Below are 25,121 nucleotides of genomic sequence, written 5' to 3' on the forward strand. Positions count from 1 at the left end.
AATGATTGGCGGACGTCCAGGTAACACAGACCAGGAGGCCTAAATGGTTGCCATTAATTCCGTCGGCGCGACCGCGCTCACCGTCCTGAAAGCCGCCAGCGCTCAGACGGCGACAGAGCCCGAAGCAAGTCCCGCCAGCGTAGTCCCTCATGTCAACGCTCTGTCGTCTCGCCTGGCGCCGGGCGTGTCTGACGCGCTGCTGAAGATCAACGCGCTCATCAACGGAAAGGCTGCCGCGGCGAAGGGAGGGAGCTCTGCTGGCGATGCACTCACTCTCGCTCGTGCGCGCGAAGGCCTTGTCGAATCGCCCATGATGAAGCTCTCCGAGCTTCCCGCGGATCAGGCCCAATATCTGAAGGGGTTCGGAGCGGATGCGGTCGTGCGCGTTGACGGCGTCGAATTGAGCGATGCGGACTTCAAGCAAATGGTTCTCCAGTACGGTATGGAGGCCTGGACCGATGAGCCGGGCTTCAACGAGGCGCTTGCCAACGGAACGTTGAAGATACAGCGGGCAAGCGACGTGCCCGAACTCGGCTACAAGTCGAATCTGTACGATCTCTATAGCGGCGGAAACCTCCTAGGCAGCGTAAGCTTCGGTAGCAGTACCTTCAACTCGAAGCTCTACTACGAGATCCAGGCGCAAGGCATTCGTCAGGCGACCGGGTCGATCAATGGGCAAGATTATTACGTAACTTGGCCGGACGCGAGCTTGGCGAAATCTTCGTAAAGGCTCCGGACCAACGCCATCGCGCCCTTGTCGGTTCATCCGTTTCGACCCCGTCGAAACTGATTGATGTGCGGCTGCTGTCGTGACGACTGGCATGAGGCCAGCCCCCTGCTTGTGACCCGGCAATGATTGGCGGACGTCCAGGTAACACAGACCAGGAGGCCTAAATGGTTGCCATTAATTCCGTCGGCGCGACCGCGCTCACCGTCCTGAAAGCCGCCAGCGCTCAGACGGCGACAGAGCCCGAAGCAAGTCCCGCCAGCGTAGTCCCTCATGTCAACGCTCTGTCGTCTCGCCTGGCGCCGGGCGTGTCTGACGCGCTGCTGAAGATCGACGCGCTCATCAACGGAAAGGACGTGCTCGTTAACGCAAAGACGGCCGCGGCGAATGCAGGGAAGTCTGCTGGCGGGGTTATCGCTCGCGAAGGTTTTGTCGCTTCGCCCATGATGAATCTCTCCGAGCTTCCGAAGGATCAGGCCGAATATCTGAAGAGGTTCGGCGCGGATGCAGCGGTGCGAATTGAGGGCGTCGAATTGAGCGATGCAGATTTTGAGCGAACGGTCCTTCAGTTTGGCATGGAGAGCTGGAAGGATCTGCCGGGCTTCAACGAAGCGCTCGCCAACGGAACGTTGAAGATCCAGCGGGCAAGCGACGTGCCCGAACTCTGGGAGTCGTTTCAGTACGATCTCTATAGCGGCGGAAACTATTTCGGCGGCGTAGGCTGGAGCGGCATCCGCGACAAAAAGCTCTACTACGAGATCCAGGCGCAAGGCATTCGACAGGCCCTCGGATCGATCCGCGGTCAGGAGTTTTATGTGACCTGGCCGGACGCGAGCTTGGCGAAACCTTCGTAAGGGCTGATCAGCCCTGCGGCGTCGGCCCGTACCGGAAGAAGCGGGCACCAGCGCTGAAGCAGATCCGCAGGCCGCCGGACATGCCGATCTCTCCGGCGAACGCCCTTGAAACGCGCCAATCGCCTGCGCGTGGCGCCTAAGTCCATTCGCGATTGTGAGGCTCGGGCACGCGCCAGGGTCCCGCCGCCGTGCTATGGCTGCTCCCCGCAACGACGCGAGGCCAGCCATGCTCCCCATTCCCGCCGACATCTTCACCGAGCCCGAGGACGTCTCGCCCGACGGGCTTGCCAATCTCGGGCCGCTGCGCCGGCTTGCCGGCGTCTGGCAGGCCGACAAGGGCATCGACGTCAATCCGAAGGCGGAGGGGCCGGAGCGGCGGACCTTCATCGAGCATATCCGGATGGATCCGATCGATCCGCAGGCCAACGGGCCGCAGCTGTTCTACGGCCTGCGCTATCACATTCATATCAACACGCCGGAGGAAGACATCACCTTCCATGACCAGGTCGGCTACTGGCTGTGGGAGCCCGCGACCGGGCTGATCATGCAGACGCTGGCCATTCCGCGCGGACAGGTGCTGCTCGCCTCGGGCAAGGCCAAGCCGGATGACAAGAAGATATCCGTCACCGCGAAGCGCGGCGACACCGCTTACGGGATCTGCTCGACCGACTTCCTGGAACAGGCCTTTCGTACCGATTCCTACCGCTGCGACATCACCTTCAACGACGACGGAAGCTGGACCTATCTGATCCAGACCGAGTTGTTCGTTCGCGGCGCGCCGTTCAATCATCACGACAGCAACACGCTCAAGCTCGTCGCGCCGCCAAAACTCAATCCGCTCGCGGCGATCGTGAACGACCGTGCCAAGGGCGGCGGCGGAACGGCGGCGTGAGCGTCGTCCGGAGATTTGCATGAAACCGTATGTCATCTGCCTGATGCATTCGAGCCTCGATGGCCGCACCCATCCCAGCCGCTGGCGTCCGAAGGGCGCGGGCACGGACTGGTTCGAGAAGATCCACGACGAACTCGGCGGCGATGCCTGGGTGATCGGTCGTGTCACCGGCTCGGAATTCGCCAAGGGCAAGCCCTACCCCGAGACATCGGGCGAGAGATTTCCCCGTGAAAGCTGGTTCGCGCGGCGCGATGCGAAAACCTACGGCGTGGTGCTGGACGCGCAGGGGAAGATCGGCTGGGGCCGCTCCGACATCGGCGGCGACCCGATCGTCGTCGTGCTGACCGAGAGCGTGCCGGATTCGCATCTCGCGGGGCTCCGCGGCGAGGGCGTGTCCTACATCTTTGCCGGCAAATCCGAGATCGACCTCGCGCTTGCGGTCGACATCCTCAATCGCGAGTTGGGGGTGAAGCGGCTGCTGGTGGAGGGCGGCGGCGTCGCCAATGGCGCGTTCCTGCGCGCCGGTCTCATCGACGAGTTCAATCTGATCCTCAGCCCCGCGATCGACGGTGCCAAGGGCGCGCCGTTCGTGTTCGACTCGACGGACGCAGACAGCGACAAGCGCGCGCCGCTCACGGCGATGACGCTGGAGAATGTGCGGGAGCTCGGTGCAGGCGTCCTGCTGCTGCGCTACCTGATCAAGAACGATCCGCAAGCCGCCGCTACGTGAAGCGCCGGCATGTCGGACAAGCCTGAGCACATCGTGATCGTCGGCGCCGGCGCGGCCGGCCTGATGGCGGCGCGCGAGCTCGCGCGTGCCGGCAAGAGAGTGACGATCCTGGAAGCACGTGACCGCTGCGGCGGCCGCATCCATCCGCTGCCGGCGGAGCAATTCGGCTACCCCGCCGATGGTGGCGCCGAATTCATTCATGGCGATGCGCCGGTCACGCACGCCCTGCTGCGCGAGGCGGGGTTGTCCCTTCAACTGATCGAAGGTGCCCAATGGAGCTTTGACGGCCAAACACTGTCGCGCGAAACCCGCCATGATCCGCATGAGGCGGGGCTGCATGCCGTGCTCGGTGCATTGAAGGACGACCTCACCGTCGCCGATTTCCTGCGCCGGCATTTTGCCGGGCCCGAATACGCCCGCCTGCGCTATTCGATCGAACGCATGGTCGAGGGCTACGACGCGGCCGATCCCGAACGCGCCTCCATCCTGGCGCTGCGCGAGGAATGGATGGACGGCGGCCGTCACACCCAGGCGCGCATCGTCGGCGGCTACGGCGCGCTGATCGATTTTCTGGAACGCGAGTGCCGCGGCCATGACGCGACGATCCGCTTCGGCAGCGTGGTGTCGGCCATCGCGGAAGATGGAAGCGCGATCACCGTCCGCTGCACCAATAACGACGTGCACGGCTGCGATCGCGTGATCGTTACCGTCCCGCTGCCGCTGCTGCGAGACATCACTTGGCCTGCGGTGGCGCGCGAAAAGGTCGCTGCGGCCGACGACATCGGCTTCGGCAACGCGATCAAGATCCTGCTGCGGTTTGCGCGGCCATGGTGGCGCGAGGGCAGCCACGATCTTGCGGATATGATCTTCCTGCTGTCGGACCAGACTATCCCGGTGTGGTGGACGCGCCATCCGGAGCAGCATCCCGTGCTCACCGGCTGGTTTGGTGGCCCGCGGACGGCGGAGCTGCAAGGCCTCGACCCGCAAGGGCTGATCGACGCCGGGCTCGATTCGCTTGCCGTCATTTTCGGCCTGCCGCGCGAGCAGATCGCGCGCGACCTCGTTGCGACTGAGGCGGCCAACTGGAGCAACGATCCGTTCGCCCGCGGCGCCTATTCCTGGGCAACGCCGCGCACGCGCGAGGCGCAGACGATCATGGCGCGCGCTGACGGCCCCGTGCTGTTCTCCGGCGAGGCGCTCTATCGCGGCCGCGACATGGGCACGGTGGAGGCCGCGCTGGCGAGCGGGTTGGAGACGGCGGGGATGATACTGCGGCGCTGAAAAAAGGCCCGCGCATGGGCGGGCCTTTCGTTCATCCGTGCCGGCTCGCTTACCAGCGGCTGCCGCCGAAGCCGAAGGTCACGCCCGGACCGCCGCCGCCGTAATAGCCGTGCGGTCTGCCGCCATAATAGCCGTGGTGCCGCGGGTAATAGCCGTAGCTGCGATAATAATGCGGGCGATGATGGCCGTAATGGTGAGGCCGCCAATGATGCTGGCGATGGCCATGATGATGATGCCGGTGCTGCGCGCTGATGTCGATCGGCTGGCCGCCTCGCGCGTTCTGCTTCGCGCTCATGGTGTTGGCCGCATTCGCCGCCGATCCGCCGGCCAGCGCCGCAGCACCGACGGCCATCGCGACAATGAGATACTTCATGTCATCACTCCAGTTGAATGTCGTGTGACAACACATGGGCATTGCCAGCGTTCCGGCCAGTGCGGGCGTCGAAACGACGCAGCGCGCGATGTTCGAATGAGCGCGAATGATTGCAGATCGTGAGATGTATTGTCGCATCAGCAGCGCGCGCCGCGCTGCTGCCATCACTTCGCCGCGAATGATGCGATCACGTCGCCTGCGGTAACGATGCGCGCGAATTCGCCGTTGAGATTCGACAGCGTCATCGCATGGATCGCCTCGGCGGAATGCGCATCGCCGTCGGGGCCGACCCGATCGAACGTCCAGGTCGCATCGCGCACGAGGTGTGCATCGAAGCCGAGATTGCCGGCCATCCGCGTCGTGGTCTCGACGCAATGATTGGTGGTGGCGCCACAGATAACGAGCGTGGTGATATTGCCGGCGCGCAGCCGCGTATCGAGGTCGGTGCCGATGAAGGCGCTGTTGACCCGCTTGACGATGACGGGCTCACCGGCCTCCTCGCGCGCCTCGTCCTTGACTGCGTAGCCGGAAAGCGACGGCAGGAACGAGGAATTCGGCTTGGTGCCTTCGTGGCGGATGTGGAAGATCGGCGCGCGATGTGTCCTGAACGCGGCGAGCAGATCGACGATGCGCGCCACCGCATCGGGGTTGTTGCGACGCTTGCCCGCCGCCTCCCATTCGTCGAACGCGCGCTGGACGTCGACGACGATGAGGGCGGGGAGGGGCGTGGGCATGATTGCGCCTTTCAAACTTGCTTGCGATGCCGATTATGCGTGGTGGCTGGGACGGCGCACAATGCCAATCTTCCCTCGTTTCGCGACGTGATTTTTCTACGGATGCGGATCGGGAAAGCCGTGGCGTTCGGACAGCGCGGCGAGGATTGCGTCCTTGTCGGCGATGAAGGCGCGGCCGCGATGGGTGCCGGTCTGGTGCGGCGAGGTCGCACCGTCGGCGAGCATCAGCAAGGGCAGCCACTGATTCTCCTCGCCGACCAGCTCGATGACCGGTTGCCGCGGGCGTGGCCATGCGATGCGCTCGACATCGAGGTTTTCGGCAAGCTGTGGAAACGAGGCCAGCACGCCCTCGATCAGCGCGCAATGCCAGCAATAGAAGCGTTGACCCGGATAGGCCGGGTCCTCGAACCCGGGCCGCACCAGAAAAAGGCGGTCGCGCGTCATGGGGGTGCTCCGAAGCATGGGGGCCTTGCTGAGGATCAAGGTGGCGGGGACTGGCCGGCCTAGTGTCGAACCCCCAAATTCATGGGAATCGACGATCAGGAAAGGATCGCCATGCCGGGGCCGATCAGTCAACCGCAGACGCTCGCCGAGGTGGCGACATTGCCGGGGCTGCTGCGCTGGCGCGTCGAGGCGACGCCGGCGGCTGAAGCCTACCGTCATTTCGATCCAGGTGCCCGCCGCTGGGTCAGCCAGTCCTGGCAGGAGATCGATTCTGAGTTCGAGCCGTGGCGGCGCGCGCTGGCCGCGGAGGGGTTTGCGCCCGGCGAGCGCGTCGCCATCCTGATGCCGAACGGCATTCCGCATATCGCGATGGACCAGGCGGCGCTGTCGCGCGGCCTCGTGCCGGTGCCGATGCATGCGATCGACAACCCCGACAGCATCGCCTACATCATCGTCGATTCCGGCGCGCTGCTGCTGTTCGTCGACACGCTGGAGCGCTGGCAGGCGATCGTGGCCACCGGCCAGTCGCTCGATACGCTCAAGCGCATCGTCTGCGCCGACATCGCCGGGCCGTCACCTGCCGATGCGCGCATCGTCGCGCTCGACGCGTGGCTTGCCGCCGCGCCAAGCGCGAGCGCGCCGCTGTCCGACGTCGCGGTAGATCCCGACGATCTCGCCGCCATCGTCTACACCTCGGGCACGACCGGCCGTCCCAAGGGCGTGATGCTGTCGCACCACAATGTCGTCGCCAATGTGAAGGCGATCGCGCAGCGGATCGCGGCGGCGCCGGATGATGTGTTCCTGTCCTTCCTGCCGCTGTCGCACACGTTCGAGCGCACCGGCGGCTATTATTATCCCATCGCGGCCGGGGCCTGCGTCGCCTATGCGCGCTCGGTGCCGCTGCTCTCGGAGGATCTGAAGCATGTGCGGCCGACAGTGCTGATCTCGGTGCCGCGGATCTATGAGCGTGTCTACGCGCTGATCATGCAGCATCGCGCCGCAGCCGGAACCCTGGAGCGGACGCTGCTCGACCTCACGATCGCCGTCGGCGGCCGGCGCTTCGATGCGCGGCAGGGACGCGGCACATTCTCGGTGCTCGACCGGCTGGCCTGGCCGCTGCTGAAGCGGCTGGTCGCCGACAAGGTGCTGGCGCAGCTCGGCGGCCGGTTGCGTGTCGCGGTCTCCGGCGGTGCGCCGATCGCCGAGTCCGTGATTCGCCTGTTTCTCGCGCTCGGGCTCGACGTCCTCCAGGGCTACGGCATGACCGAGACCTCGCCGGTGGTCTCGGTCAACACCCCTGAGGACAACGATCCGCACTCGGTCGGTCACGTGCTCGACGGCGTCGAGGTCAGGCTCGGCGAGAATGACGAGCTGCTGGTGCGCGGCCCCAGTGTGATGCTCGGCTATTGGCGCAAACCCGATGAGACGCGCCGTGTGAAGGAGGCCGACGGCTGGCTGCACACCGGCGACCAGGCGCGGATCGAGAACGGCCGCATCACCATCACCGGCCGCATCAAGGACATCCTGGTGACGTCCACCGGCGAGAAGATCGCGCCGGTGGATTTGGAGACCGCGATCCTCGCCGATCCCCTGTTCGAGCAGGCGCTGGTGGTCGGCGAGCAGCGCCCCTTCCTCACCGCGCTGGTCGTGCTCAACGCCAAGGCCTGGGTGCAGGAGAAAGAGAAGCTCGCGGCGAGCGGCAAGCAGGGCGGCGCGGCGGAACGGGCCGCGCTGCTCGCGCGCCTCGCGGCGGCGGTGAAGGCCTATCCGTCCTACGCGACCCCGCGCGCGGTATGGTGGACGCTGGATCCCTGGACCATTGCCGCTGGTCTGCTGACGCCGACCTTGAAGAACAAGCGCCCCGCGCTCGAACACCGCTTCGCAGACGAGATCGAGCAGATCTATGCGAAGAAGCCGCGGCAATAACATCGACGTGATTCCCGCCGCGCGCCCGACTTGATCCAGCGCAACTTTGGCCGCGCCTCGCCATGCAATGTCGCCGCGACAATTGGAATGGCAATCGAGGCAAGTCATGAAGGCGTATTTCATCGGTGGCGGCATCGGATCGCTCGCGGGCGCGGCGTTCCTGGTTCGCGATGCGCAGCTGCCGGGGCGCGACATCGTGATCTATGAGGCGCAGCCACTGGTCGGCGGCAGCCTCGACGGCGCACTGCTCGCGAGCGGCGCCTATTCGCTGCGCGGCGGCCGCATGCTCACCACCGATCATTACGAATGCACCTGGGACCTGCTCTCTGGCATCCCTTCGCTCGGACGTCCCGATCTCAGCGTGCGCGAGGAGACCATCGCGTTCAACCTGGAGAATCCGGCGCATTCGCAGGCGCGGCTGGTCGACCGCAACCGGCACAAGATCGACGTGTCGCATATGGGCTTCTCCGCGCGCGACCGGCTCGAGCTGTTGCGATTGACCGAGGCCTCGGAGGAGAGGCTCGGCAACAGCCGCATCACCGACTGGCTGTCGCCGCAATTCTTCGAATCCAATTTCTGGTTTATGTGGCAGACCACTTTTGCCTTCCAGCCCTGGCACAGTGCTGTCGAGCTGAAGCGCTATCTGCACCGCTTCATGAACGAGTTTCCGCGAATCGAGACTCTCGCCGGTGTCAAGCGCACCGTCTACAATCAGTATGACGCGATCGTGCGGCCGCTCGCCGACTGGCTGAAGCGGCAGGGCGTGCAGTTCGTGCGCGGCACCCGCGTCACCGACATGGCGCTGGAGAACGAGGGCGAACGTGTGCGCGTGCGCCAGCTCATGCTCGACCGCGACGGGCGCATCGCCAACGTCCGCCTCGAGGACGGCGATCTCGTGTTCTTCCAGAACGGCTCGATGACCGATGCTTCAAGCCTGGGCACCATGACCGAGCCGGCGCCGCGCCTGACCAAGACAGACAGCCGGGGCTGGGCGCTGTGGGAGAGCATCGCGAAGGGACGCCCCGAATTCGGCAATCCCGCGGCGTTTAACTCTTCGATCCCGGAATCCTACTGGCTGTCCTTCACCGTCACCTGCCGCGATCCGCGCTTCTTCGACAAGATGGAGGCGTTCTCCGGCAACAGGGCCGGCACCGGCGGGCTGGTCACGTTCCGCGATTCCAACTGGCTGATGTCGGTGGTGCTTTATCACCAGCCGCATTTCGCGGGACAGCCGAAGGATTTGCAGGTGTTCTGGGGCTACACGCTGCATCCCGACCGGATCGGCAATTTCGTCGCCAAGCCGATGTCCGAGTGCGGCGGCGCCGACATCCTGAACGAGCTGTGCGGGCATCTGAATTTCGATGTCGAGATGTTCGACAATGCGGTCTGCATTCCCTGCCGCATGCCTTACATCACCAGCATGTTCATGCCACGCAATCTGACCGACCGGCCGCTGCCGGTGCCAAAAAATTCGGTGAACCTCGCCTTCGTCAGCCAGTTCGTCGAAATCCCCGACGATGTCGTGTTCACGGTCGAATATTCGGTGCGCGCGGCGCAGACGGCGGTCTATCAGCTCATGAAGATCGATCGCCCGCTGCCGCCGGTGACCCGCCACGACAAGTCGCTCGCGGTGATCCTGGCGACGCTGGAGAAGGCGTTCGCGTGAGGTGCGGCATTCGCCGAGGGAGCGGCTAGCGCGGCGCGGCCAGCGGCAGGCTGACGTGGAACACGGCGCCACCCGACGGCGCGTTCTCGGCCCAGATGCGCCCGCCATGCGCCTCGACGATGGTGTGCGCGATCGAGAGACCTATGCCCATGCCTTGCGCCTTGGTCGTGAAGAAGGGCTTGAAGATCTCGGTCACCTTGTCCGCAAGGATGCCGTCGCCCGCATCGGCGATGGAGACAAGGGCAAGATTGCCCTCGGCGAGACTGGTTCGACCGACGACGCGGCGCCGCTCGTCCGGCAGGTGTGCCACGGCATCCATGCCGTTCACGACGAGATTCAGGATGGCCTGCTGCAGCTGCACCTTGTCACCTTTCACGCGGATGTCCGCGGACGACGGCTCCGTCGCGAGCTCGACGTCATGGGTGAGGGCCTGCACGGAGAGGAAGCGAAACACTTCGCCGACAGTCGCATTGAGGTCGAGCTCGTGGCGCTCGGTCGGGTCTCGCTTCAGAAACGCGCGCAGCCGGCCGATGACTTCGGCTGCGCGCTGATCGTCGCGGCGGATGTGGTCCAGGATGTTCCTGATCTCGCCGAGGTCGGGGGCCGGATTCTTCAGCATCTGCTGGGCCGTCTCGGCATTGATCAGGATCGCGGCGAGCGGCTGGTTCAGCTCATGTGCGATCGAGGCAGTCATCTCGCCGGCGGTGGCGCGGCGGTTCATGTGGGCGAGCTCCGACATGCGCTGGCGCGCCTCGACCTCGGCGACGAAGCGCAAGCGGCGTTCGCGCAGCAGGATGCTGATCATCAGTGCCTGCACCAGCACCACGCTCGCGACGACCGTGGAGTGCCAGTAATATTGCTCCCAGAAGCTCGGCTCGCGGAAACGTATCTCGCTGCCCGGGGGTAGATTGGCTTCGTCGACGTTCCAGCGTCTCAATTGCCGCCAGTCGAAGATCGGCTTCACATTGGCTCCGTCGAAGGGCGCGATGCTCGAGGGTGTTTCGCCGTCGAGAATCCGCATCGCGACTTCGCCGGTTTGCCGTCCGATAATCTCGGGCAGCAACAGGAAGCCACCGACGCCCGACTTCCCGAGGAACGTATCGGAGGTGATGACGATCGGGCTGTCGGCGCTCTCGGCGACGCGCGCGAGGGCCGCGGTGGGTGAATAATAGGTGCCTTCGCCGTCGGAATACATCGCCGAGGTCAGGATCGCGGAGCGGGCGGGCAGGGAGGCGACGCGCTGGCGTACCTCGCGCAGCACTGCGTCGGAGAGATCGATGACTTCGAGGCCGGGCATGGCAGCCGCAAAATCCTGCTTCCAGTATCCGTAGACCAGCGGATTCCTCCAGGCGTCGCCGACGAGGACGACTGTGGCGAGGTCAGGAACGATGGCGCGCGCCGCGGTCAGGAGATGCATCGGCCTCACCCTTGCGAAGACGGCCGTCGTGTCGGGCAGGAAGAGGGCGCGCGTCTCGGGCAGATCGGGCACGAAGCCGTACACGACGGGTGCGGCGGGCCAGATGTCCTGCCTGCGCTTCTGAAGGAATTTCGCCGATGCAATGCCGATCGAAACGATGACGTCGATCGGCCGATGCGCATATTTGGTCTTGAGGTGGCCGACCAGGCTCTCCTCGTAGTCCGGTCCTGGGAAGCGGGCGAGATCGAGGCTCTCGCCGTAGATCACGGTGTTATCCTTGCCGTTCGGCTTCGCGGCGGCGCGGATGCCGGCAAAGATCTCCGAGTAGAACGGCGAGCGAAAATCGGCTTCTTCCAGCACCAGGATCGAACGCTGCCGCGGACCGTCAGCCGCAATGCATTCACATGAAAGGCTTGCACACGACAGGCTGGCGAACAGGCAGAGGATCAGGACGCGCGCGAGCCCGGTGATCGTACACATTGCTGGACTCCGGGCCCCGCTTCCGGTTGCAATCGGGCCTCCTCGCCGAGGACGCGGGGCCAGAGCATACAAGCCGGACCCGGAGTTTCAACGGAAGGATGCGCGCCCGGTCCTGACGACAGCCACGGCGCGGCGAAGGGCCGCTACTTGAACGGATCCTGGATCGACGGCGACGATTGCCGGATGCGGCGCACGCTCACCGGCTTGCCGTCGGAGACGAACAGCAGTTCATAGCTGCGGCCTTGGCTATCGGTGGCTGAACAGGTGACGTCGTTCACCTTCTTGGCGGCGAAATTGCCGGTCTGGCGGCAGACACCGGTCGAGAGCTGCTCGGCCGGTACCGGCAGACCGTCGACCTTGGGCCGGTCCTTGGAGTTCAGCAGCATGCGGTCGATCGGCAGCTCGTAGGAATTGTCGTCGGCCCGCTTGCCGTTCGCGCCGGAGAACGACACGACGTGGTTGGCGTCGGTGGGATCGTCAACGGCAACCGCGAAATTGACCCGGCCGGTGTCGCCATGGGCGTAGGCCACCGTCTTGCAGGCGAAGGTGCGGCCGGCGACCTTCAGCGTCTTGCAATGGCCGGACATCAGCGCCAGCAGGTCGATGAAAGCGCTCTGCTGTGCCGGCGGATTGTTGACGCGGATCGGCGCGGAAGACTCGGCAAAACAAGGACTTGCGAAGGCGGCGAGCGTTGCGGCGAGAACCGGTTTGCAAAGGCGCATGGTCAGGCTCGCGTGCCAGGGGGCTGCGGTCAAGTTCCGTCCGGCAACCATCGAACCCGAAATTGGTTGCGATCCCGTTTGTGCTGCAATTCCAGACTGGAATACCACCGCGCCACCCATCGGCGATTCGCTCAGATCGCCCCATCCGCCCCGGCAGGCACTTGCCGCCAAGCCGATGTTTTTTTCGTGGCAGAGACGGACGATCAGGCCGCCTGCTTCATGGTCCGTGCAAAGGCCGGATAAGTCTCGGCGAGCTCGTCGAGAATTTTTCCGCGCAGCTGCGCCAGGGGCGCGGGATCCGGCCTCGGGGTTTTCCGCACGACCTCCGGCTCTTCATAGCTGAAGCCGGTATTCTCCCTGATATCGGCCGGCGTGAAGGGCGGGTGCACCGAGCGCAGGGCGAATCCGCCCGCTTCGCGGTCGAAGTCGAACAGCGCCATGTTGGTCAGGAGCGCGTATGGCCCGCCGCGTCGAGGGACCTCCGGCGTGACTGCGCGGGCGCTGACGAAATCGACCTTGGGCACCAACGCGCGTGGCGTGTGCTCTTCGCGGAACAGGATCAGGCGCGGAATGAGTGATAGAGATAGCCCGAGCCGAACGAGACCGCGCCGGTCTCGAGCGCGGCGACGGCGCCGGCCCCGATCAGGAGGTCGGCCTGCATGCCGGAGATCGGAACGCAGATCAGGTTGAGATCGCGGATGCCGGTTTCGAGCAACGCGGCGGTCGCCGCCATCGCGACGCCGGAGCCGTCGACGGGAATGGCCAGCGATTGCCCCGAACTGACGCGCGCAGCCAGCGCGTCCAGCGCAACGATCTCGGTCATGGGCGTCCTCCGGTCTTTTGACGCCCACTATGCCGCAAGCAAAGCCTGCTCGCCAGCGTGATGCTGCCGGGGAGGACGGCAGAGCCGCGGCGCCTCGCGATTCGAGGCGCCGCGCTGGCTTGCTGGAACGTCAGACGGCCAAGGCCGTCGAATCCGCCGGGACCGGTGCTGCATACGGCTTCTGGTCGAGGCGGGCGTTCGCGATCTCGGTGATCATGTTGTCCGACATCGCGCCGGTGCTTGCCGTGTTCTGATTGCCGGCGTGGTACCAGTTCAGGCCGATGATGCTACCCCAATCGGGGAAGCCGCCGATGAATTGCTTGACCTGCGCTTCGGCGCTGCCTTGCGGGAAATTGCTGTCGGCGTCCCAGTAGGACTGCACGGTCGCAATGATCGGGTTTCCGATCCCGCTCTGGCGGAACGAATCGACGCAGAGCTTGGCGTAGGCCACGGGGGTCTTCTTGTACCAGTAGATCTGCGGCGCGTAGAACGCGACGTCATTGACGGCAAGCCGGTAGATCGCGGCGGCATCGGGATGTCCGTTCAAATTTCCGAAGGTCGACATTCCCAGATTGTCCTTGCCGAACGTCGCCTTCAGGCTCGCCATGAGGTTCTTGAACGGCTGCGTTTGCCAGTGATCGGGCTGACCATGCACTGGATTGCCAGGCTCGACGTCGGCAATGAAGGCGTCAATCCCGTACTTGTTGCAGAGCTGCTTGGCGAGATCGCCGTCGGTCGCCGCATTCTGGCTGTAGCAATAGCCCCAGCCCGCACAGGCGATGTTGGCCTGCTTGAGTGCTGCGACCAGCTCCCTGGTGCCGCCACTGCCATTGTCGAGCGTGCCGCTGGCCGTGAACAGCTGGATCCACACCGATCCGATGTGCATGTCCTGCATCGCCTTGACGAAGCGCGCGGCTTTCTCGTCGAGCGTGGTCGCGGTCCCGCCGCCATAATTCGCATAGCGATTGAGGGTCCTGAGCGGCCCGTATTCGAGAAACATGCCATGCCCGAGGAACGCCCGGTTGATGGTTTCGGGAATGGCCAGCGCATCGGCATGGAAGGCCGTGAGATTGAGCAGGTTTGGCGGCGCCGCGCTTGCCTGGGTGTCGGCAGGCGCCTCTTCGTCGCTTTCAGTTGCGCGCTTGTGTTCATCCGGCTTCGCATTCTCAGGCTCGTTTCGCGCTACGGCCAAAGCCTTCTGGGCGCTGACGACATTCGAGGCACCGAAATAGAAGCTGGCGACGGCGGTGACGAGCGTGCCCAGCATGACGATCAGTTGCTTGGCGAGGTCGCCGGCAGGGCCGTTGGCTTCCTGGAAGGTCACCGTGTAGAGGGGCTCGGCTGCGGCGGCTCCCGCCGCAGCGGCCGGCGGAGGCTCGGCCTGCTTCCGGATCACCGTAACCCGCGCGCCCATGTCGTTGAGCCCGCTCTGGGTCACGTGCTCGAGCGTCCGCAGCGGCGGCGCCGACAGGCTGTTGAAGAGGAAGATCGACATGATCGAGAACACGACCAGCAGCATCAGCGCGATGATGGCGCGCACCGAGCCGCTCGGAAGGCCGAGGGCTTCCTTACGGTTGCCGAGATTGATCGCCTGGAAGGAGAAGGCGACCAGCCCGATCACGATCAGCAGCACCGTGACGCCCAGGATGACGATGAGCGGCAAGCCGACGATGGTGCGGATCGTATCCGTCGTCCACCCGCTTGTGACCTTGTAGAGAATCCAGATCAACGCGATGGCGACGACGACGCCGGCACCGAGCGCAATCGCCAGCGCGGCGAACCGGCTGTAGTTGCGAACCGCAAACCCTGGTGCGCCTAGCGCCGCGGGGCTGTTGCGGAGCACGTAGGTCGTGAGCCCGGCGCCGACCAGCAGCGCGACGGCAGCGGCGTAGGCCGGCGGGTTTTGGGTGAGGAGGGAGACCGCCCAGACGGCGGCAATAACAACGATAATGGCGGCAATCGCCGATCGCGCAAAATCATTCATGAAAAAAATCCAAATACTACCTAAAATTGATCCTTTCGTTTGTGCGCGAGAAAGTCAACATGCGCGTGGATTGATGCAGTTGCGTCGCGGTCTTCGCAGACGCAGCGAAGACCTGCCGATCGTTTGTGGAAGATGACGTCCGGGCGTGAGGGGCGGCGGCCTCAAGCCATCGCCGCCTGCCAGCGCCTGTCGCGCAGGGAGGGGCGGCGGTGCAGACGGGCGTCGAGCAGGCTGCGGGCGCGGGGGAGATCGCCGCCGCGCATGAGGGCGACGATGAAAGTGTCCTCGATCAGCTCGCGCTGGGCGTGGCTGCCGCCGATGCGCACGACGTCGTCGAGCACGGGCGCGAGCATTTGCGCGCAAGCCGCATAGTTCTCGTCGGCAAAGGCGGCCAGCGCGCGGCAGATCGCCGGCACCACGGGGCCGGCCGGCAGCTTGCCCTCGGCAAGCCGCTGCTCGATCACGGCGAGCCGGGTCGTGAGCGCGTCCCGATTTTGCGTCGCCGCCGCGAACAGCGCCATGTGGACGTCCGCAAACGGCAGCCCCGATTTCGGAAACAGTTTTTGCGCGGCAGCGTCGGCCTCGGCCCAGAGCGGTTTCGGCACGGCGTGACCGTAGGCCGACAGGCGCCACAGCAGCGAGGCGCTGTCGGTGATGACATTGAGCGGCGGCGCCTGGGTGGCGGTCGGCTGAAGCACGTCGGCATAGATCGCGAGCGCCCGCGCCGCATCGCCATGTTCGAGCGCGCCGAGCGCCTGATGCCAGAGGATATGGCCGTGCAAAATGCCGGCACGGTCATAGGTCGGAATCCATTCGTCGACGAGACAATCGGCTGCCTCGATCGAGCCATCTTCGAACATCGCATGCAGCACCGCGTGCGCGGCGTGGGCATTCGCCCGGCGCAGATCGAAGCCGCGCTCGGTGACGGCGCGGCCGCGCGCGACGTCGCCATTCTCGGTCATCGCCCAGCCGGACATGGTGAGAAACCACCAGTCCTCGCCGTAATGATGCGCGACGCGCTCGCACAGCTCGTGCCGGGCGCGGTCGTGATCGGCCATGCCGGAGAACGCGAACAGGCCGAACGCGCCGAGCGGCAGCGACAGCACCACGGCATCGCGCGGCCATGCGTCGACGTGCTTCCGCATCGCTGCGATCGCATCGGGCCCGCGTCCCTCGATCGCCAGCGCCAGCGTCTCGACATGGGAACGCTCGCGCTCGGTGCCGCGCTTCGCGACAAGCTCACGCGCCGCCGCCGCCTTCTGCCGCGCGAGATCGCCTTGCTGGTAGAACGCATGCACCCGCGCGCGGGCGATATGGGCCAGCGCGAAATCCGGATCGGCCGCAATCGCGCGCTCCAGCGTCTCCGCCGTGCCGGTCCACCCCGCCAGCATGAGATCGACGCCGTCGCGATAGGCGGATGCTGCCGCGTCGGACGCGGTGGAGAGCGGCAGGCCGTAGCGGTCTTCATGCGGCATCGTCGTCTCCCGCTGTTATGCCGTCCGCGCGCGGCGGCCTTCGATCGGATAGGCCGGGTCGTTGTAGCCGGGCGTCGACGGATGGCCCGGCACAACCAGCCGGTCGATCAGCGCCTCGTCGTCGGCGGTGAAGCGGTAGTCGAGCGCGCTGATGTAGCCGTCCCACTGCTCCTCGGTACGGGGACCTGCGACGATCGAGGAGACGAAGGCGGAGTTGAGCACCCAGGCGACGGCGAACTGGCCGGCGGTGATGCCTTTCCTCTCGGCGTGGCTCTTGATCTCCTGCGCGAGCTGGAGCGATTCCGGCCGCCATTCGGTCTGCATCATGCGGGTGTCGTTGCGGCCGGCGCGCGTATCTTTGTCGGGGGCGGCATCCGGCTTGTACTTGCCGGTGAGCACGCCGCGCGCCAGCGGGCTGTAAGGCACGATGCCGAGACCGTAATAGGAGCAGGCCGGAAAATGCTCGACCTCAGGCATGCGGTTCATCGCGTTGTAATAAGGCTGGCTCACCGCGGGCCGGTCGATGCCGAGCCGGTCGCAGATGTTGCAGATCTCGGCGACGCGCCAGGCGCGGTAATTCGAGACGCCGAAATAGCGCACCTTGCCGGCGCGGATCAAATCGCCCATCGCGCGCACCGTCTCTTCCAGCGGCGTCGCATGATCTTCCTTGTGCAGATAGTAGATGTCGATGTGGTCGGTGCCGAGCCGCTTCAGGCTTTCGTCGGCAGCCTGCAACACCCAGCGCCGCGACAGGCCGACGCGATTGGGATCATCCCCCATCCCGGTGTTCATGGGATTGGCGAGCTTTGTCGCGAGCACCCAGGCGTGGCGGTGATCGGCAATGGCGCGGCCGACGACCTGCTCGGATGCGCCCTTCGAATAGGCGTCCGCGGTGTCGATGAAGTTGATGCCGGCGCCGCGCGCCTTGTCGATGATCCGTTTCGATGCGGCTTCATCGGTCGGCCCGCCGAACATCATGGTGCCCAGACAGATCGGCGAAACTTTCAGGCCAGTGCGGCCGAGCTGGCGGTATTGCATGGGGCGGGTCCTCGATATCTTGATGGAGGGCAGCATAGCCAGCTACCGCCGTCATTGCGAGCGCAGCGAAGCATTCCAGAGATGCGTCCGCGGAGAGATTCCGGATTGCTTCGCTGCGCTCGCAATGACGGGTGTGGTGCGCAGCGCCCGCCTGACGGCGTGAACCTACCCCGGCCCCTTCAGGATCTTGAACACGCCATTGGCCATCACGATGCAGCGATCGTCCACGGTGACCTCGGTGCTCATGAAGATCAGGCTGCGGGTCGAGCGCACCACGCGCGGGCGGGAAATCAGGATGTCGCCGATCTGGCCCGCTTCGACGAAATGGGTGTCGAGCTGCACCGTCGCCATGAACTCCTTGCCGGAGACGTAGCGGGCGGTCATGCCGCAGGTGCGGTCGGCGAATGTCATCATCACGCCGCCCTGGACCATGCCGCGGCGGTTGTGGTGCTTGTCTTCGGTCGCGAGTGCGAATTCGTACTGGCCATCGACCTTGCGCTCCCACAACGGGCCGATCAGATGCATGAAGCCCGTGGTCTCGAGGATGCTCCAGCCCTCTGATTTCAGCCTTGCGGCGACCTTGGTGGTCATCTCTCCGTCCATCCTTGCAACGCTTGATCTCTGCTCGTTTCATCAAGCGCGGTCCTGGTGTAGTCAAGCATCATGAGAGCTTTCGACGATACCACCAGACGGAATATCGCAGAGGCCTGCGCTGCATTCGTGCGGCTGCCCGACGAGGTCGAGCCATCGGCACTGAAGCGCGCCGCGGTGGTGCTGGCGCTCACCGAATCCAACGACGGCCATGATACGGCGTTTCTGCTGACCAAGCGTGCGTCGAGCCTGCGCGCGCATCGCGGCCAGTGGGCGCTGCCGGGCGGACGCTACGACGCCGGCGAGACGCCGGTCGAGGCGGCGCTGCGCGAGCTCGACGAGGAGCTTGCGCTCAGGCTTCCGGCCGATGCGGTGCTCGGCCTGCTCGACGATTATCCGACGCGCTCGGGCTATCTGATCACACCGGTCGTGATCTGGGCGGCCGACAGCGCTGCGATCCGGCCGAACCCGGACGAGGTTGCCTCGGTCCATCGCATTGCGCTTGCGACGATCGAGCGCGACGAGGCCTTCGATTTCACCGCGATCCCCGAAAGCACCCGCCGCGTGATCCGCTTCCATCACCAGATGAGCCTGATCCATGCGCCGACGGCGGCGCTGATCTATCAGTTCCGCGAGGTGCTGGCGGGGCGGCACACCCGCGTTACCGACCTGGAACAGCCGGTGTTCGCCTGGAAGTGACGATGGTAAACGGCACGTTAACGTGACGGTTACCGGATGCCTGCTAAGAGGGCAGCATGCATCACTCGATTCGAAAATCCCTGACGCTGGTTCCATTTGCGCTCGTCCTGCTCGCACCCGCCGGACGCGGTGGCGAGGCCGATACGCTGCCGGCCGCCGTCCGCGACGCCAACGCCCAGCTGCTGTCGCAGTTTTTTGCGCAAGGTGGGGCGTCGCCCGCCGTGCTCGAATATCGCCGCAAGCTGCAGGAATATCAGGCCGCGCGCGCGGCCTTCGACGAGGAGGCCGGCGCCTATTGGAGCCAGATCTCCGAGAAGCGAAAGGGCCGCAATGCCAAGCGGCGCAGCGGACAGCAGATTACGCTGGACGATTACGTGCTGGAGCATCCGCCGCTCTATAACGGGCCGAAGCGGCCAGTGAACCCGGAGCCGGAGGAGACGCCGGAGCGCCCGACCAAAAAGCCGATTCCTGTCGTCGCCGACCTGCTGCGCGCGGCGCAGGAGCTCTACCAGTTCACGCCGCAGCGTCCCTCCAGCGAGGTCGAGTTCAAGCGCGCCTATGCGCGCTACGCGCTCGCCTCGGGCCTGACGCGCGAGCAGGCGGTGCGGGTCTATTCGTTCGAGACCGGCGGCACCGGCAATTACGATGTCCAGGCAGGCATCGAGCATGGCGGCAAGCGCGCGATCTCGACAGCGATTGGCTACAACCAGCTCTTGACCACCAACAGCGTCGAGCTGCTGGCCGAGCAGGGCCATGAACTCATTCGCGTGCTCGCCGACAAGGTGGGACGGACCTCGGGGCCGGCGCGCCAGGCGCTCGAGCACAAGCTCGGCGTTCTCAAGAAAATGGTGGCGCATGCGAAGGCGGTGCCCGACACCTGGTCGGAGCACGAGAAGATCGGCAACACCGCACAGGGCTGGGCCATGCATGCGATGGTGCTCGACATCGACATCGGCCCGATGCTGCAGACCCACAAGCTGCTGACATCGGTGCTGTTCGCGCGCGCCAAGGGTTACACGCGCCCGCTCACCGCCGCCGAGCTCGAAATGATGAACCTCACCGGCGACGGCACCGGGCTCGACATGGTGACCATGCCGCAGGCGATGCGCGAGCAGGTGCCGACCTCGAACTTCTTCCAGCGCGGCGGCTATGAGCGCAACCCGGTCGCGATCCGCCACAACACGGTGGCGAAGCTGCTCGCGGTGACGGATACGCGGATGGACAGCAACAGCAACAATGCCGGCGCGCGGGAGCTCGCGGGGGCGTTTTAGGGCGCTGTCTCTTTACCTCTCCCCGCTCGCGGGGAGAGGTCGGATCGCCTCGGCGATGCGAAGCATCGTCCGGTGCGATGCGGGTGAGGGGGTACAGGTCCCTCGACAATCTCACGCGTGGAGAGGAGCCTCTCACCCCAACCCTCTCCCCGTAAGAACGGGGCGAGGGAGCGCACCGTGATCGCGTCTTCTACCGCTCCGGCCCGAACTTGAAATTGCCGTCGCCTTCCAGATACGGGCCGCTGCGCATGTAGAGCTGGCCGTTATGGCCGATGAAGAACAGCGTGCCCTTCGGCACCTTCTTGGCGCCCTTCAGGAGCTCGCCGGCATTGCTGGTGCCCATCTTGTAGGAGAAGGTCTTGCCTTCCTTGTCATAGGCATAGCCGGTGTCGGGCTTGAGCTCCCACGGCGTCGCCGCGGTTTGCGCGCTTGCGGGCGCGGCGAAAATGCCGAGCGCCGCCATGAGTGCAGCCGAAAGAAATGTCTTTGTTGGAAATGCCATCATCCATCCTCCCCGGGTTGCCCGTTTTGAACAAATCACGAACGGCGTTTTCGGGTCAATTCGCAAAACGCCGCAGCGCATCACGTCTTGCCAAGCAGTTTGTGATTTTCCCTTCGTCCCCTCGCGACTATGTTCCGCTTTCCGTCTAAAACGCAATTCGACAAAAAGATTGGTAGGGGATGATTCGTATGAACCATGTCATGAAAGCCTGCTCGGCTGCCGCGCTGCTGATCACGGCGCTGGCGCCGGCTGCCCGGGCCGATGATTACCAGCTCAGCCATAATCAGCGGATTTCGTGCAGCCGCGGCCTCGCGCCGGGCAAGCTGAACACGGCGACCTGCAAGTCCTACACCTATCTTTTCAACACCAAGACGTCGGAATATTTCCGCTGCCAGGTTTCTCTGGCGCTGACGCGGGACAACAAGGAGGTCATCAACGTCCAGACCGACGGCGGCTGCACCAAGAAGCCGCGCATCTTCGAGACCGACGGCAGGTATGATTTCGATGCCACCGAGACCGAGCCGCCGAACACCAATTCGTTCTTCGGCCCCGGCGGCTACTCGATCTGGGCCGCCGACATGTCCGCGCAGAAGATCCGCGGCTGCATTACCATCTCCTCCGGCCTCGGCTCCGACATCTCCAAGTGCCTGGACATGACGTTCCAGTGACCGTTTGACGGTGCGCAGCCTCCCCGCCTGCGGGGGAGGCTGCGCCACCTCGCCGCACCCGCGGGTTCCCGAAAAATCCCAGCCGGAACGGCCATTTACCGCAGTCCTGTTTTGCCTTTTGGATGGGTTGACCCGCACCCCTCATCCGGCCAATTTCGCCGCCGGTTTGGGGAGTACAACAACCATGAAACGGACGATTTTCGGCGCGGCCGCGGCTCTTGCTCTGGCGGCGTCGGCACCTTGCGCGCACGCGCAATCCTTCATCAACGTGCTGACCGGCGGCACCTCCGGCGTCTACTATCCGCTCGGGGTCGCGATCGGGAAGATCTACGGCGACAAGATTCCGAACGTGAAGACGCAGGTGCAGGCCACCAAGGCGTCGGTCGAGAATCTGATCCTGCTGCAGCAGGGCCGCGGTGAACTGGCGTTCACACTCGGCGATTCGCTGAAGGCCGCCTGGGAAGGCGAGGAAGAAGCCGGCTTCAAGAACAAGCTCGACAAGCTGCGCACCATCGGCGCGATCTATCCGAACTACATCCAGATCGTCGCGACCGCCGAGTCCGGCATCAAGACGCTCGCGGACCTCAAGGGCAAGAGCCTGTCGGTCGGCGCGCCGAAATCGGGCACCGAGCTGAATTCCCGCGCGATCCTGGCCGCCGCCGGCATGAGCTACAAGGACCTCGGCAAGGTCGAATATCTGCCGTTCGCCGAATCCGTCGATCTCATGAAGAACCGCCAGCTCGGCGCAACGCTGCAGTCGGCCGGCCTCGGTGTCGCCTCGCTGAAGGACCTCTCGACCTCGGCCTCGATCACTGTGGTGTCGGTGCCGAAGGAGACCGTCGACAAGATCGGCCCGCCGTTCATCTCGGCGATCATCCCGGCCAACACCTATACAGGCCAGGACAAGGACGTGCCGACGGCGGCCGTGGTCAATTACCTCGTGACCAGCTCGGCGGTGTCGGACGACCTCGCCTATCAGATGACGAAGCTGGTGTTCGAGTCGCTGCCCGAGCTCGCCAACGCACACGCGGCCGGCAAGGAGATCAAGCTCGAGACCGCCGCCGATGGCAGCCCGGTTCCGCTGCACCCCGGCGCGATCCGCTATTACAAGGAAAAAGGGCTGATCAAGTAGGTCGGCTCCCTCCATCGGGCGTCATGGCCGGGCATTAGCGCGAAGCGCGTCTTCGCACAGATGTCCCGGGCATCCACGTTCTTGGACGCACTTTGGGCCGGGGATGGCCGGGACAAGCCCGGCCATGACGTGTGCGGCGGCGGTGCTGATGTTATGATTGCCCGCACAGGGCTGAGGACGATTTAAAAATGCTGGAAAAGGCAGAGGGCACCGCGGCGCCCATCAAGGTTGAATTCGACAATTTCGAGCACGGATTTCCGGAAGGCTTTGGCCCGGGCTGGTGGGGCACGCTCGCCTACTGGATCGGCATCGCGTTCGCGACCTTCCAGCTCTATGTCGCCGCCTTCAACTATCTGCCGAGCCAAGTGGTGCGCGGCGTCCATGTCGGCTTCCTGGTTCTGCTCACCTTCGGCCTGATCGCCAACTTCACGGCGAAGAGCAATGCCGGCCGCACGCTCGGCTGGGTGATCGGCGGCGCCGGTTTCTTCTGCGGCCTTTATCAATGGATCTTCTACGCCGATCTGATTGCGCGCGATGGCGATCCGACCAGGCTCGATCTCGCGGTCGGCACGCTGCTCGCGGTGCTGATCTTCGAGGGCACCCGGCGCCTGATGGGCGCGGCGCTGCCGCTGATGTGCGGCGCCTGCTTGCTCTATTGGTTCTTCGGGCAGTATTTGCCGTCGCCGCTCAACCATCGCGGTTACGATTTCGACCAGATCGTCACGCATCTGTCGTTCGGCACCGAAGGCTTTTACGGCGTGCCGATCTACGTCTCGGCGACCTACATCTTCCTGTTCATCCTGTTCGGCTCGTTCCTGGAGCGCGCCGGCATGATCCAACTCTTCACCGATGTTTCTCTTGGCCTGTTCGGCCGCACCCGCGGCGGGCCGGCCAAGGTCGCGGTGTTCGCCTCGGGCATGATGGGCACGATCTCCGGCTCGGGCGTCGCCAACGTCGTCACCGTCGGCCAGTTCACGATTCCGCTGATGATCAAGTTCGGCTACCGCCGCGCGTTTGCGGCCGGCGTCGAGGCCACCGCGTCGATGGGTGGCCAGATCATGCCGCCGGTGATGGGCGCGGTCGCCTTCATCATGGCCGAAACGCTTGGCGTCCAGTATTCGGAAATCGTGAAGGCGGCTGCGATCCCCGCGATCCTCTATTTCGCCTCCGCGTTCTGGATGGTGCATCTGGAAGCCGGCAAGCACGGCCTCGTCGGCATGAAGCGCTCGGAGATCCCGAGCGCCTGGAAGGCGCTGGTGACGCGCTGGTACCTGGTGCTGCCGCTCGCAGCCCTCGTCTACATGCTGTTCGAAGGCTTTACGCCGCTCTATGCCGGCAGCATGGGTCTCGCGCTGACGGTGACGCTGATTCTTGGCACCGCCATCACGACGGGCGCCTCCTCGATGGTGATCCGCTATATCTTCTGGGTCGGGCTGGCGCTCGTCGTCGCCGCGCTGTCGCGCGATGGCCTGCAGATCGTGCCGGTCGCGAGCGTCGTGGTCGGATTGATCGTCATCACCGCTTTCATCCGTGGCGGTCTCAAGGCCCTGCGTGAGTGTCGCGATGCTCTGGCCGAAAGCGCCAAGTCGGCGATCACCGTCGGCATGGCCTGCGCCATCGTTGGCGTCATCATCGGCATGATGTCGCAGACCGGTGTCGGCACAATCTTCGGGAGCTGGGTGATCGGGCTCGGTGAGAAGAGCCTGTTCCTGGCGCTGATCATGACCATGCTGCTGTCGATCCTGCTCGGCACCGGCATTCCGACCATCCCGACCTACATCATCACCGCCGCGCTCGCCGCGCCGGCGCTGGCGAAGCTCGGCGTGCCCTTGATCGCGAGCCACATGTTCGCGTTCTATTACGGCATCATGGCCGACCTCTCGCCGCCGGTCGCACTCGCAGCGCTCGCGGCGGCGCCGATCGCGAAGGAGAATCCAGACAAGATCGGCTGGGAGGCGATGCGCATCGCACTTGCCGGCTACGTCATCCCCTTTATCTTCGTCTATTCGCCGGCGCTGATGCTGCAGGCGGGCGATCCCATGGCGGCCAAGCTCGGCTTCTACGGCGCGGTGGCGCTGGCGAGCTTCAAGGCGCTGGTGGCCATCGCGCTGTTCGGCATGGTCGCGATCGGCTTCCTGTTCACGCGATTGACATTGCTCGAACGCGTGGTGGCGCTCGGTGCCGCGCTGTGCCTGCTCGGCGACTTCGCCTTCAGCGACACGGCCGGCTTCGTGCTCTCGGCCGCGCTCGTGCTGTGGCAGTGGCGGCAGCGTCCGCCTGCCGTCGCCGAAGCGGCGTGAGTCTCTGCCTCGCAACGGCGGGAGGCGTGAAGGCGCTCGCGCTGTCCGCCTTCACGCTGGCATGGACGCATTCGATCGCCAAGGTCGACTGGCAGGAAGACTGGCGCGTCACGCCTGCCGGCCTGGAGCTGGTGCAGGCCCGCGTCAAGGGCACCGGCCCCGGCATGGAGCCGCCGCCCGAGGCACGGCTGGTCGATGGCTGGTTTCAATGGAAGCCCGCGCGTGCGCCGATGCCGGAGGTGGTGCTTGGAAATTCCGGAGAGGCCGGGGAGTGGCGGCTGTGCCATGAGGGAAGCTGCCAGACGCTTTCGGAGATTGTCGGCCATCCCGTCGGTGCTAACGTCACAAAGATGAGCGTCTGCAAAGATCCGTAGCCCGGATGAGCGAAGCGA

Annotated in this window: 25 protein-coding genes; 13 read left to right on the plus strand and 12 right to left on the minus strand. The window is 65.0% G+C overall.

The genetic code is table 11. The features are described from left to right. Positions 1 to 43 precede the first annotated feature (43 nt). The 5 genes from RAD16_RS02575 (at position 44) to RAD16_RS02595 (ending at position 4,484) form a co-directional block, all read left to right on the plus strand. The gene (locus RAD16_RS02575; RefSeq protein ID WP_458156311.1) at positions 44 to 727 is read left to right on the plus strand and encodes a hypothetical protein; all 684 of its coding nucleotides are present in this window, start codon (positions 44 to 46) and stop codon (positions 725 to 727) included. Between the two features lie 167 nt (positions 728 to 894). Next, positions 895 to 1,581 (plus strand): hypothetical protein, encoded by a 687-nt coding sequence (locus RAD16_RS02580; RefSeq protein WP_458156312.1) that lies wholly within the window; start codon positions 895 to 897, stop codon positions 1,579 to 1,581. 226 nt (positions 1,582 to 1,807) lie between these two features. Continuing rightward, entirely contained in the window at positions 1,808 to 2,473 is a 666-nt protein-coding gene (locus RAD16_RS02585) for an FABP family protein (protein WP_458156313.1), read from the plus strand. A 19-nt stretch (positions 2,474 to 2,492) separates the two neighbouring features. Then, the gene (locus RAD16_RS02590; RefSeq protein ID WP_458156314.1) at positions 2,493 to 3,203 is read left to right on the plus strand and encodes a RibD family protein; all 711 of its coding nucleotides are present in this window, start codon (positions 2,493 to 2,495) and stop codon (positions 3,201 to 3,203) included. Between the two features lie 9 nt (positions 3,204 to 3,212). Next, on the plus strand, positions 3,213 to 4,484 hold the full coding sequence (locus RAD16_RS02595) for a flavin monoamine oxidase family protein (protein WP_458156315.1): 1,272 nt from the start codon (positions 3,213 to 3,215) through the stop codon (positions 4,482 to 4,484). Positions 4,485 to 4,533: 49 nt separating this feature from the next. On the opposite strand, the gene RAD16_RS02600 is transcribed toward RAD16_RS02595, so the two are convergent. The 3 genes from RAD16_RS02600 to RAD16_RS02610 all read right to left on the minus strand — a co-directional run bounded on the left by RAD16_RS02600 (position 4,534) and on the right by RAD16_RS02610 (position 6,035). Next, the gene (locus RAD16_RS02600) at positions 4,534 to 4,857 is read right to left on the minus strand and encodes a hypothetical protein (RefSeq protein WP_458156316.1); all 324 of its coding nucleotides are present in this window, start codon (positions 4,855 to 4,857) and stop codon (positions 4,534 to 4,536) included. Positions 4,858 to 5,021: 164 nt separating this feature from the next. Continuing rightward, complete coding sequence (locus RAD16_RS02605) at positions 5,022 to 5,591, minus strand: cysteine hydrolase family protein (RefSeq protein ID WP_458156317.1); 570 nt, start codon at positions 5,589 to 5,591, stop codon at positions 5,022 to 5,024. Positions 5,592 to 5,687: 96 nt separating this feature from the next. Continuing rightward, positions 5,688 to 6,035: a DUF3088 domain-containing protein gene (locus RAD16_RS02610; protein ID WP_458156318.1), complete on the minus strand. Its 348-nt coding sequence runs from the start codon at positions 6,033 to 6,035 to the stop codon at positions 5,688 to 5,690. 111 nt (positions 6,036 to 6,146) lie between these two features. On the opposite strand from RAD16_RS02610, the gene RAD16_RS02615 reads away from it, so the two are divergent. Both RAD16_RS02615 and RAD16_RS02620 read left to right on the plus strand, forming a co-directional pair. Then, positions 6,147 to 7,961, plus strand: coding sequence for an AMP-dependent synthetase/ligase (locus tag RAD16_RS02615; RefSeq protein WP_458156319.1), 1,815 nt, complete (start codon positions 6,147 to 6,149; stop codon positions 7,959 to 7,961). Positions 7,962 to 8,028: 67 nt separating this feature from the next. Beyond that, a complete protein-coding gene (locus RAD16_RS02620) occupies positions 8,029 to 9,627 on the plus strand; it encodes an oleate hydratase (RefSeq protein WP_458156320.1) in 1,599 nt (532 codons plus the stop codon). 25 nt (positions 9,628 to 9,652) lie between these two features. On the opposite strand, the gene RAD16_RS02625 is transcribed toward RAD16_RS02620, so the two are convergent. The 8 genes from RAD16_RS02625 to RAD16_RS02660 all read right to left on the minus strand — a co-directional run bounded on the left by RAD16_RS02625 (position 9,653) and on the right by RAD16_RS02660 (position 18,157). Then, positions 9,653 to 11,524, minus strand: a complete 1,872-nt coding sequence (locus RAD16_RS02625) for a sensor histidine kinase (RefSeq protein WP_458156321.1) — start codon at positions 11,522 to 11,524, stop codon at positions 9,653 to 9,655. 143 nt (positions 11,525 to 11,667) lie between these two features. Further along, entirely contained in the window at positions 11,668 to 12,246 is a 579-nt protein-coding gene (locus RAD16_RS02630) for a hypothetical protein (RefSeq protein ID WP_458156322.1), read from the minus strand. Positions 12,247 to 12,449: 203 nt separating this feature from the next. Then, the gene (locus RAD16_RS02635) at positions 12,450 to 12,686 is read right to left on the minus strand and encodes a hypothetical protein (RefSeq protein ID WP_458156323.1); all 237 of its coding nucleotides are present in this window, start codon (positions 12,684 to 12,686) and stop codon (positions 12,450 to 12,452) included. Between the two features lie 119 nt (positions 12,687 to 12,805). Then, positions 12,806 to 13,069 (minus strand): hypothetical protein, encoded by a 264-nt coding sequence (locus RAD16_RS02640; RefSeq protein ID WP_458156324.1) that lies wholly within the window; start codon positions 13,067 to 13,069, stop codon positions 12,806 to 12,808. 130 nt (positions 13,070 to 13,199) lie between these two features. Then, positions 13,200 to 15,053 (minus strand): hypothetical protein, encoded by a 1,854-nt coding sequence (locus RAD16_RS02645; RefSeq protein ID WP_458156325.1) that lies wholly within the window; start codon positions 15,051 to 15,053, stop codon positions 13,200 to 13,202. Between the two features lie 161 nt (positions 15,054 to 15,214). Further along, the gene (locus RAD16_RS02650; protein WP_458156326.1) at positions 15,215 to 16,528 is read right to left on the minus strand and encodes a tetratricopeptide repeat protein; all 1,314 of its coding nucleotides are present in this window, start codon (positions 16,526 to 16,528) and stop codon (positions 15,215 to 15,217) included. 15 nt (positions 16,529 to 16,543) lie between these two features. Next, complete coding sequence (locus RAD16_RS02655; protein WP_458156327.1) at positions 16,544 to 17,566, minus strand: aldo/keto reductase; 1,023 nt, start codon at positions 17,564 to 17,566, stop codon at positions 16,544 to 16,546. A gap of 165 nt (positions 17,567 to 17,731) precedes the next feature. After that, entirely contained in the window at positions 17,732 to 18,157 is a 426-nt protein-coding gene (locus RAD16_RS02660) for a PaaI family thioesterase (RefSeq protein WP_458156328.1), read from the minus strand. Positions 18,158 to 18,226: 69 nt separating this feature from the next. Here RAD16_RS02660 and RAD16_RS02665 point away from each other — a divergent pair, with 69 nt between their 5' ends. Then, the gene (locus RAD16_RS02665; protein WP_458156427.1) at positions 18,227 to 18,856 is read left to right on the plus strand and encodes an NUDIX hydrolase; all 630 of its coding nucleotides are present in this window, start codon (positions 18,227 to 18,229) and stop codon (positions 18,854 to 18,856) included. Between the two features lie 56 nt (positions 18,857 to 18,912). Beyond that, positions 18,913 to 20,127 carry a hypothetical protein gene (locus RAD16_RS02670; protein WP_458156329.1) on the plus strand — a complete coding sequence of 405 codons (1,215 nt, stop codon included), beginning with the start codon at positions 18,913 to 18,915 and terminating at the stop codon, positions 20,125 to 20,127. 190 nt (positions 20,128 to 20,317) lie between these two features. Here RAD16_RS02670 and RAD16_RS02675 read toward each other — a convergent pair whose 3' ends face one another. Then, positions 20,318 to 20,629 carry a hypothetical protein gene (locus RAD16_RS02675; RefSeq protein WP_458156330.1) on the minus strand — a complete coding sequence of 104 codons (312 nt, stop codon included), beginning with the start codon at positions 20,627 to 20,629 and terminating at the stop codon, positions 20,318 to 20,320. A 188-nt stretch (positions 20,630 to 20,817) separates the two neighbouring features. On the opposite strand from RAD16_RS02675, the gene RAD16_RS02680 reads away from it, so the two are divergent. The 4 genes from RAD16_RS02680 (at position 20,818) to RAD16_RS02695 (ending at position 25,103) form a co-directional block, all read left to right on the plus strand. Then, complete coding sequence (locus tag RAD16_RS02680) at positions 20,818 to 21,297, plus strand: hypothetical protein (RefSeq protein ID WP_458156331.1); 480 nt, start codon at positions 20,818 to 20,820, stop codon at positions 21,295 to 21,297. A gap of 184 nt (positions 21,298 to 21,481) precedes the next feature. Next, entirely contained in the window at positions 21,482 to 22,429 is a 948-nt protein-coding gene (locus tag RAD16_RS02685; RefSeq protein ID WP_458156332.1) for a TAXI family TRAP transporter solute-binding subunit, read from the plus strand. A 188-nt stretch (positions 22,430 to 22,617) separates the two neighbouring features. Next, positions 22,618 to 24,729 (plus strand): TRAP transporter permease, encoded by a 2,112-nt coding sequence (locus RAD16_RS02690; protein ID WP_458156333.1) that lies wholly within the window; start codon positions 22,618 to 22,620, stop codon positions 24,727 to 24,729. Beyond that, positions 24,726 to 25,103 carry a DUF1850 domain-containing protein gene (locus RAD16_RS02695; RefSeq protein ID WP_458156334.1) on the plus strand — a complete coding sequence of 126 codons (378 nt, stop codon included), beginning with the start codon at positions 24,726 to 24,728 and terminating at the stop codon, positions 25,101 to 25,103. The genes RAD16_RS02690 and RAD16_RS02695 overlap by 4 nt, the downstream gene beginning before the upstream one ends. The last annotated feature ends 18 nt before the right edge of the window (positions 25,104 to 25,121 follow it).

The sequence above is a fragment of the Bradyrhizobium sp. 18BD genome, assembly GCF_054185225.1.

Bases quoted from the DNA above. Each gene is read 5' to 3' on its own strand.
- RAD16_RS02575 (WP_458156311.1), top strand. From the start codon at position 44: ATGGTTGCCATTAATTCCGTCGGCGCGACCGCGCTCACCGTCCTGAAA.
- RAD16_RS02580 (WP_458156312.1), top strand. From the start codon at position 895: ATGGTTGCCATTAATTCCGTCGGCGCGACCGCGCTCACCGTCCTGAAA.
- RAD16_RS02585 (WP_458156313.1), top strand. From the start codon at position 1,808: ATGCTCCCCATTCCCGCCGACATCTTCACCGAGCCCGAGGACGTCTCG.
- RAD16_RS02590 (WP_458156314.1), top strand. From the start codon at position 2,493: ATGAAACCGTATGTCATCTGCCTGATGCATTCGAGCCTCGATGGCCGC.
- RAD16_RS02595 (WP_458156315.1), top strand. From the start codon at position 3,213: ATGTCGGACAAGCCTGAGCACATCGTGATCGTCGGCGCCGGCGCGGCC.
- RAD16_RS02600 (WP_458156316.1), bottom strand. From the start codon at position 4,857: ATGAAGTATCTCATTGTCGCGATGGCCGTCGGTGCTGCGGCGCTGGCC.
- RAD16_RS02605 (WP_458156317.1), bottom strand. From the start codon at position 5,591: ATGCCCACGCCCCTCCCCGCCCTCATCGTCGTCGACGTCCAGCGCGCG.
- RAD16_RS02610 (WP_458156318.1), bottom strand. From the start codon at position 6,035: ATGACGCGCGACCGCCTTTTTCTGGTGCGGCCCGGGTTCGAGGACCCG.
- RAD16_RS02615 (WP_458156319.1), top strand. From the start codon at position 6,147: ATGCCGGGGCCGATCAGTCAACCGCAGACGCTCGCCGAGGTGGCGACA.
- RAD16_RS02620 (WP_458156320.1), top strand. From the start codon at position 8,029: ATGTCGCCGCGACAATTGGAATGGCAATCGAGGCAAGTCATGAAGGCG.
- RAD16_RS02625 (WP_458156321.1), bottom strand. From the start codon at position 11,524: ATGTGTACGATCACCGGGCTCGCGCGCGTCCTGATCCTCTGCCTGTTC.
- RAD16_RS02630 (WP_458156322.1), bottom strand. From the start codon at position 12,246: ATGCGCCTTTGCAAACCGGTTCTCGCCGCAACGCTCGCCGCCTTCGCA.
- RAD16_RS02635 (WP_458156323.1), bottom strand. From the start codon at position 12,686: ATGGCGCTGTTCGACTTCGACCGCGAAGCGGGCGGATTCGCCCTGCGC.
- RAD16_RS02640 (WP_458156324.1), bottom strand. From the start codon at position 13,069: ATGACCGAGATCGTTGCGCTGGACGCGCTGGCTGCGCGCGTCAGTTCG.
- RAD16_RS02645 (WP_458156325.1), bottom strand. From the start codon at position 15,053: ATGAATGATTTTGCGCGATCGGCGATTGCCGCCATTATCGTTGTTATT.
- RAD16_RS02650 (WP_458156326.1), bottom strand. From the start codon at position 16,528: ATGCCGCATGAAGACCGCTACGGCCTGCCGCTCTCCACCGCGTCCGAC.
- RAD16_RS02655 (WP_458156327.1), bottom strand. From the start codon at position 17,566: ATGCAATACCGCCAGCTCGGCCGCACTGGCCTGAAAGTTTCGCCGATC.
- RAD16_RS02660 (WP_458156328.1), bottom strand. From the start codon at position 18,157: ATGACCACCAAGGTCGCCGCAAGGCTGAAATCAGAGGGCTGGAGCATC.
- RAD16_RS02670 (WP_458156329.1), top strand. From the start codon at position 18,913: ATGCATCACTCGATTCGAAAATCCCTGACGCTGGTTCCATTTGCGCTC.
- RAD16_RS02675 (WP_458156330.1), bottom strand. From the start codon at position 20,629: ATGGCATTTCCAACAAAGACATTTCTTTCGGCTGCACTCATGGCGGCG.
- RAD16_RS02680 (WP_458156331.1), top strand. From the start codon at position 20,818: ATGAACCATGTCATGAAAGCCTGCTCGGCTGCCGCGCTGCTGATCACG.
- RAD16_RS02685 (WP_458156332.1), top strand. From the start codon at position 21,482: ATGAAACGGACGATTTTCGGCGCGGCCGCGGCTCTTGCTCTGGCGGCG.
- RAD16_RS02690 (WP_458156333.1), top strand. From the start codon at position 22,618: ATGCTGGAAAAGGCAGAGGGCACCGCGGCGCCCATCAAGGTTGAATTC.